The organism is Mesorhizobium sp. M5C.F.Ca.IN.020.29.1.1 (assembly GCF_003997375.1).
Taxonomy (GTDB): Bacteria; Pseudomonadota; Alphaproteobacteria; order Rhizobiales; family Rhizobiaceae; genus Mesorhizobium; species Mesorhizobium wenxiniae.
Map to the genome: position 1 here is coordinate 1 of NZ_RZSW01000436.1, position 5,371 is coordinate 5,371.

The following is a 5,371-nucleotide window of genomic DNA, read 5'->3' on the forward strand; positions in this document are numbered from 1 at the left end:
ATGGGGGCCTACGAACTGCTTGAACTCCTTCGCCAGGAAGGGCTCCGCTCACCGCTACAGATCTATTGCGCGCTGGATCGGCTCATCGAGGAGGGCCTGGCTCACAGGATCGAGAGCCTGAGCGCGTTCGCGCTTTGCGTCCACAGCGAATGCACCCATGGGCGCGCCGCCTTTGCAATCTGCGCGAATTGCGGGCGGGCAAGTGAGGTTCACGATCCGGCATTGGAGCGGGTGCTACGCCGGATTGCCCGACGGCAGGGCTTCCGAACCAAATCGGCCACGGTGGAGCTTTCGGGTCTGTGCGGGGCTTGCGCGCATGGATGAGACACCGGCCTTCCGTCCGCGGGCGATCCAATTGGCTTGTGCATGACCCAGCTGAAATCCGCAATCATTTGGAGATGACTATGCCTCTCAAAGCCCCCCAGCAAATGCCAGTCACGGTTCTTACCGGTTACCTCGGCGCCGGCAAGACGACGCTGCTCAACCGCATCCTGACCGAACAGCATGGCAAGCGATACGCCGTGATCGTCAACGAGTTCGGCGAGGTCGGCATCGACAACGACCTTATCGTCGATACCGACGAAGAAATCTTCGAGATGAACAACGGCTGCATCTGCTGCACCGTGCGCGGCGACCTGATCCGGATCATCGAGAGCTTGATGCGGCGCAGGGATCGTTTCGACGCCATCCTGATCGAGACGACCGGCCTTGCCGATCCCGCGCCGTCGCCCAGACCTTCTTTGTTGACGACGATGTGAGGCAGAAGACGAAACTCGACGCGATCGTCACCGTGGTTGATGCGAAGCATCTCCTCGGCGAGTTGTATCATGCGCACGAGGCGCAGGAGCAACTCGCCTTCGCCGACATCGTCATACTCAACAAGACCGACCTGGTAACGCCGACCGAACTCAAATGCAGTGGAGGCGCGCATTCGCAGGATCAACCCGACGGCTGCAATCAAGTATTCCACACGTTGCAATGTTCCACTCGACGAGGTTCTGGATCGCGGCGCGTTCGATCTGAACCGTGTCCTCGAAGTCGAGCCGCACTTTCTCGACGCAGAACACGAGCATGAGCATGACGATCACGTCACCAGTTTTTCTCTCGTCACAGAAGCTTTGATCGATCCGGGCAAATTCTTGCCGTGGATCCAGATGATCACACAGAAATTCGGCATCGACATGCTACGCATGAAGGGCATCCTGGCATTCAAGGGCGATGACGACCGCTTTGTCGTCCAGGCCGTCCACATGCTGCTCGAAGGCGACCACCAGCGCCCCTGGAAAGAGGGGAGAAGCGCGTGAGCCGGCTGGTGTTTATCGGCCGCAACCTGCCCAAGGGCGTGATTGAAGACGGCTTCCTCAAATGCTGTGTCGACGTGGACTCTGTAGAGGCTCTGAGTGCGTAGATTCGGCAAGGCGCCTTTGGGACAGGATTGTCTATGAAACGCCTCGCGAACCCACTCGCCCCGCGCGGGCTTGCCCTGCCGGAGAAGACCAGCCAGATCAAGGTCTGGGTTCGCGAGGCCCGCGGGCTCGATGGCGACGTCGTGGTGTCCGTCACGGAGCTCGTATGCCGCAAAGATGGCTGTCCCGACATCGAAACGGTGATCGGCATAATGCGTCCCGGCAAGAAAATCGAGACGATCCAGATTCACAAGTCAATCGCCGATGTGACCTCGCGCGATCTGCCGCAAGGGTGAATAGATTGGCGTATCCGCAGAATGCTTGGCCTGTAGGCCAAAGCTGTGAGCGCTTGCGGAAGAGTCGCCGAGGCATCGTGCTGCGACCCGGATCGGGAACCGTCGACGAGAGCTAATGCTCGCCGCATCTTTCGCCGCGCAATTTGCTGGCGCTCGACTTTGCCCAACGCGACTACAAGGTTCTGACGGCCACGATCGGCTGGTCGTCCTCTTAACCACGTGGCGAATGCGGCGTAGCTCGCGGTTTTTCGCTGGTTTATGACAATGATCTGTGGTTGTAGCGCTTGGCCGTCCGGCAAAGAACGCCCCGGCTTTTCAGCGTGTCTGAGGGAGTAATCGATAAAATGGCGAATGAAAACTGGCCCGTTTACGGCGAGATCACCGGCCCTGTCGTGATGATCGGCTTCGGCTCGATCGGGCGGGGAACGCTGCCGCTGATCGAGCGCCATTTCAAGTTCGACAAGTCCCGCATGACGGTCATCGACCCACGCGATACCGATCGCAAGCTGCTCGACGAGCGCGACATCACCTTCGTGCAGGATGCGGTGACCAAGAAGAACTACAAGAAGCTGCTGACGCCTTTGCTGACCAAAGGCGGTGGCCAGGGCTTTTGCGTCAACCTCTCGGTCGACACCGGCTCAGTGGATTTGATGCGGCTCTGTCGCAAGCTGGGTGTGCTTTACATCGACACCGTCGTAGAGCCGTGGCTCGGCTTCTATTTCGATACCAAGGCCGACAATGCCAGCCGCAGCAACTACGCGCTGCGTGAATCCATGATCGAAGAAAAGCACGCGCGTCCCGGCGGGGCGACCGCAATCTCTACCTGCGGCGCCAATCCAGGCATGGTCTCGTGGTTCGTCAAGCAGGCTCTGGTCAACCTCGCCACCGATCTCGGCCTCGAGTTCTCGGAGCCCGCGCAGCACGATCGCGAAAGTTGGGCCAGGCTGATGAAGAAGGCCGGCGTCAAGGGTATCCACATCGCCGAGCGCGACACACAGCGCACCAAGAAGCCGAAGCCGATGAACGTGTTCTGGAACACCTGGTCGGTCGAAGGCTTCATCTCGGAAGGGCTTCAACCGGCCGAGCTAGGCTGGGGCACGCATGAGACGTGGATGCCGAAGAACGGCAAGAAGCACAAGCATGGCTCGAAGGCGGCGATCTATCTGGAGCAGCCGGGCGCCAACACGCGTGTGCGCAGCTGGTGCCCGACGCCCGGTCCGCAATACGGTTTCCTGGTGACGCACAACGAGTCGATTTCGATCGCCGACTTTTTCACCTTGCGCGGCAGGAAGGGCAAGGTTCAATATCGTCCGACCTGCCACTACGCCTACCACCCCTGCAACGACGCCGTGCTGTCGCTGCACGAGATGTTCGGTGCCGCCGGCAAGGCGCAATCCGTGCATCACGTGCTCGATGAAAACGAACTGGTCGACGGTGTCGACGAGCTCGGCGTGCTGCTCTATGGCCACGACAAGAACGCCTATTGGTACGGTTCGCAACTGTCGCTGGCGGAAGCGCGCAAGCTGGCGCCTTATCAGAACGCCACGGGCATGCAGGTCACGTCTGCAGTGCTGGCGGGCATGGTCTGGGCGCTGGAAAATCCCGAGGCCGGCATCGTCGAGGCCGACGAGATGGACTACAGGCGCTGCCTGGAAGTGCAGTCCCCCTATCTGGGGCCGATCAAGGGCTACTACACCGATTGGACGCCGCTCGATAACCGCCCTGGTCTGTTCCCGGAAGACCTCGACAAAAACGACCCATGGCAATTCCGCAACATCCTCGTTCGATAGTGCAACATCCTCGTTCGATAGCAATGTTTCACTGCCTTGCAATCGCCTGGAAATCGGGCGATTGAAGGAAAGGTGGGGCCTAGAGCGACGTGCGTCCATTTGGACGCACAAAGTATAGCGCTTTGAATGTACGCATCGTGCTTTCCGAAAAATCGGATCGATTTTCCGGCCGATGCGAGAGGAGAGGATTTTGATGATGACGATTGCGCGCAAACAGCTTTCGGCCGGCATTGTCGCGGCCGCTGCCGTCGCCTTGGCGGCGTGCACCACCGCCGGCCCGGGCGGGCCGTCATTGGCCACGCGCAACGCGGTCGAAGGCTCATGGATCGACGCGCAAGGCACCGGCCTGTCGACCTTCGCCGCCGGCAGCTTCAATACCGTCGCGACCGACACCGGCCAGAAACTTGCCGACGGCAGCTACACCATGACCGGCGGTACTTCGGTCGCGATCAATGGCACTTCGCTGATCCGCCAGACGCCGATAAGCTTCAACTGCTTGTTGATCTCCACCTCGCAGCTTAATTGCACCAGTGCGAGCGGGCAGAACTTTGTGCTGACGCGACGCACCTGAGCCCATACTGAACTGCTTTGCAAAGGACGGCGGCTTGAGGACGCCGTCCTTTTTGCGCCGGCAAAGCTGGCCCCGATTCCGCTTGCATCACCTAGAACGCGATGTGAACATGGGCGAAAAGCTGGCTGTTATGTTCCAGTCGAGCAAGGGCGTTAAACAGGTCATCCGGGAGACGAAGATGAAGAAGATCGCCGCCATTGCCGCCCTGTCGGCGTCTACGCTTGGCCTGTCAGCCGGCGTGTCCTTTGCCGACTACACGCTGAACATCCTGCACATCAACGACTGGCATAGCCGCATCGAAAGCAACAACAAATATGAATCGACCTGCTCTGCCGAAGAGGAGGCCAAGGGCGAGTGCACCGGCGGCGCGGCGCGGCTGATCACGGCGATCGGCCAGGAGCGCAAGAAGCTGGAAGGTCAGAACGTGCTGCTGCTCAGCGCCGGCGACAATTTCCAGGGTTCGCTCTTCTACACCACCTACAAGGGCAAGACCGAAAGCGAATTCCTCAACCAGATGAAATTCGACGCCATGGCGGTCGGCAATCACGAGTTCGACGACGGCGAGGCGGCGCTGGCGCCGTTCCTGGATATGATCAAATTTCCGGTGCTCGGCGCCAATGTGAAGGCCAACGCGCAATCCAAGCTGGGTGACCGCGTGAAACCGTCGATCGTGATCGAGGTCGGCGGCCAGAAGATTGGCGTCGTAGGCGCGGTCACCAACGACACGCCGGAGCTCGCTTCGCCAGGCCCTAACGTCACGATCGAGGACGACGTCAAGTCGATCACGTCAGAGGTCGAGAAGCTGAAGGGAGAAGGCGTCAACAAGATCATCGCGGTCACCCATATCGGTTACAAGCGCGAGCGCGACGTCATCGCCAAGATCCCGGGTGTCGACGTGGTGGTCGGCGGCCACAGCCATTCGCTGCTGTCCAACACTGACCCCAAGGCTGAAGGCCCCTACCCGACGATGGTCGACAATCCGGACGGCTACAAAGTGCCGGTCGTGCAGGCGGCGTCCTATTCGAAATATCTTGGCGAGTTCAAGGTCGTGTTTGACGACAACGGCGTCGTCAAGCAAGCCAGCGGCGACCCGATCTACCTCGACAAGTCGATCACGCCAGATCCCGCGGTGCTTGCCCGCATCAAGGAGCTCGGCGCGCCGATCGAGGCGTTGAAGAACCAGGAGGTCGCCGAAACCACCAAAGCGATCGACGGCAGCCGTGAGAACTGCCGCACCCGCGAGTGCGAGATGGGCAATCTCGTCTCCGATGCCGTCCTTGACCGCGTCAAGGACCAGGGTGTGGAGAT

At 60.1% G+C, this 5,371-nt stretch carries 5 protein-coding genes and 1 pseudogene; all 6 read left to right on the forward strand.

Translation table 11 applies throughout. The annotated features are described in order from the left end of the window. Window positions 1–324, forward strand: a 324-nt coding sequence (locus tag EOA85_RS26370; protein ID WP_127211726.1) for a transcriptional repressor, incomplete at its 5' end; no start/stop codon positions are given. A gap of 74 nt (window positions 325–398) precedes the next feature. Next, a pseudogene (locus EOA85_RS26375) lies at window positions 399–1,408 on the forward strand (GTP-binding protein). Window positions 1,409–1,441: 33 nt separating this feature from the next. After that, window positions 1,442–1,702 (forward strand): nitrate reductase, encoded by a 261-nt coding sequence (locus EOA85_RS26380; protein ID WP_127211727.1) that lies wholly within the window; start codon window positions 1,442–1,444, stop codon window positions 1,700–1,702. A gap of 344 nt (window positions 1,703–2,046) precedes the next feature. Continuing rightward, window positions 2,047–3,492, forward strand: coding sequence for a homospermidine synthase (locus EOA85_RS26385; RefSeq protein ID WP_127211728.1), 1,446 nt, complete (start codon window positions 2,047–2,049; stop codon window positions 3,490–3,492). A 196-nt stretch (window positions 3,493–3,688) separates the two neighbouring features. After that, complete coding sequence (locus tag EOA85_RS26390) at window positions 3,689–4,063, forward strand: hypothetical protein (protein WP_065007649.1); 375 nt, start codon at window positions 3,689–3,691, stop codon at window positions 4,061–4,063. A gap of 178 nt (window positions 4,064–4,241) precedes the next feature. Continuing rightward, on the forward strand, window positions 4,242–5,371 hold a 1,130-nt coding region (locus EOA85_RS26395), incomplete at its 3' end, for a metallophosphoesterase (protein WP_206523373.1).

Excerpts from the sequence above, each read along its gene's own strand:
- EOA85_RS26385 (WP_127211728.1), top strand. The coding sequence starts at position 2,047 with ATGGCGAATGAAAACTGGCCCGTTTACGGCGAGATCACCGGCCCTGTC.
- EOA85_RS26380 (WP_127211727.1), top strand. The coding sequence starts at position 1,442 with ATGAAACGCCTCGCGAACCCACTCGCCCCGCGCGGGCTTGCCCTGCCG.
- EOA85_RS26390 (WP_065007649.1), top strand. The coding sequence starts at position 3,689 with ATGACGATTGCGCGCAAACAGCTTTCGGCCGGCATTGTCGCGGCCGCT.